The sequence below is a fragment of the Loktanella sp. DJP18 genome (assembly GCF_049310965.1).
In the GTDB taxonomy this organism is placed as follows: domain Bacteria; phylum Pseudomonadota; class Alphaproteobacteria; order Rhodobacterales; family Rhodobacteraceae; genus Loktanella.
Genome location: NZ_JBMERN010000281.1, coordinates 1 through 2,080 on the forward strand (window position 1 = coordinate 1; position 2,080 = coordinate 2,080).

A 2,080-nucleotide genomic window follows, 5' to 3' on the forward strand; every position below is an offset into this window, starting at 1 on the left:
GGGTCTGATACCGGAGAGTGCAGGATCGTACGTTAAGCGCCCTAGCTCACTGTTTTGGCCACCTGTATTCACCCGTGAGAAGGATATGTGCCCATCCGAGGGGTGAGGTGTGCGCCAGTAGATCTGGTGAGCAGTCCAACCTGTCGCGTTTTCGAGTGGTTACAGCCTGCCCAAGGTGCTTTGTATTCCAGTAGATGACGATGGCGGCGAGCAGGTTGAGGCCTGCCATGCGGAAATGCTGCCCTTCGGCGGTGCGGTCGCGGATTTCACCTTGGCGACCGATACGCAGGGCGTTTTTCAGCGCATGGTGGGCCTCGCCTTTGTTCAGACCGATCTGGGCGCGGCGCTGCATGTCGGCGTCGAGCAGCCAGTTGATGATGAACATCGTCCGTTCAACCCGTCCGATTTCTTTGAGGGCTTCGGCCAGTTCATGCTGGCGGGGATAGGCTGCAAATTTGCGTAGAAGCTGGCTGGGTGGCATGACACCTGCCACCATGGTGGCGGCACTGCGCAAGATGTCGGGCCAGTTGGTGGTAATGATGTTTGGCCGGACCTTGCCACCAATCAGGCTCTTGAGTTCTTTTGGGACAGCGCCTGGATCAAAGACATAGAGCCGCTTGGAGGGCAAATCGCGGATGCGCGGTATGAACTGGAAGCCCAGAAGCGCCGTGACGGCAAAGACATGATCAGTGAAGCCGCCGGTATCGGTGTATTGCTCACGGATATTTCTGCCGGTCTCATTCATCAGCAGGCCGTCAAGGATGTAAGGGGCCTCGCTCACGGTCGCCGGGATGGTTTGGGTGGCAAAGGGGCCAAACTGATCGGAAACGTGGGAATAGGCCTTCAGTCCCGGTTCATTGCCGTACTTGGCGTTGATCAGGTTCATCGCCTCGCCCTGACGTGTGGTTGGAAAGAACTGCCCGTCGCTGGAGGCGGTGGTGCCGCCACCCCAGAAGCGGGCCATGGGCAGAGCGGACTGCGCCTTGATCACCGTGGCCAAGGCACGGTTGAGCGCGTCGCCTTCAACATGCCAGCGTGAGATACGCGAGAGCTGGAAATAATCATGGGTGCTGGTGGCCTCGGCCATCTTGCTGAGGCCGAGGTTCAGGCCTTCCGCAAGCAGCACGGTCAGCAGGCCTATCCTGTCAGTGCATGGAGCACCGGTGCGGATATGGGTGAAGGCTTCTGTAAAGCCTGTGGCATTGTCCACCTCCAGAAGCAGATCGGTGATCCGCACATCGGGCAGCCTTTTGTATAAATCTAGAACAAGTTCATGGGCTTCGGCGGGCACTGCGGCGGTGAGCTTGTCGATCTTCAGCATACCGTCCTCGATAGAGCCACCCGGAATAGCCCCCGCACGGGCAGCGCGTGCCAAGCGATTCAGCCCCTCCCCCATCCGGGCTTTGCGATCTGCCAGCCAATCTTCCGGATCGAAGGGCACGGTCAATCTGGGCGTGGCCCGCGCCTCTGCTATTGGCACCAAAGCCTGCTTCAGGTCGGCATAGCGCCGCGAATGCGCCAGCCAAACGTCACCAGACCGGAAAGCATCGCGCAGGTGAAACAACACGGCAACTTCCCAAAGGCGATGATCATCAAGGGCCTGCGCCTGGAGGTGCTGGTGCCATTTGGAACTGCGGCGCAGAAAGGTTGTCGGCCGAACGGCCGCTTGTCCACCCTCTGCGACAAGCCGGGCAGCCTCAACCAAGGGTTCGGCGACCGGTGCCGCCTGAATATCGAGCCCCCTCAACATGCGCGGCGCGTAGCGCCGGAACCGATGATAGCCTTGTCCGACATGGGCCAAGGGGTTGGCAGCCATTGTACTGGTTAACTGCATCGCCGTGGCGACAAGTCCTTCGAGATCACGCCAACCGCAGGCGGTCGTAACCGCGTTCTCAAGGGGTGCGCCATCGCCATGCGCTTCCAAGAGGGCGGCCCCCAAGCCTGAGAAAGAACGAAGTGTGTCCTGCAGTGCTGCTTTGGCGTCGGTAATTTGCACATCGCATAACGTCTTGGCATCGCGCCAAGTTTTACCCACGATCCTATCATGCGTCTCAACCACCGCGTCAGCTATCGCAGCTTG

General features: G+C 59.7%; 1 protein-coding gene. It reads right to left on the bottom strand.

From position 1 onward, the window contains the following. Positions 1-46: 46 nt before the first annotated feature. Positions 47-2,080, bottom strand: a 2,034-nt coding sequence (locus tag ACOI1H_RS25160; protein WP_422441012.1) for a Tn3 family transposase, incomplete at its 5' end; no start/stop codon positions are given.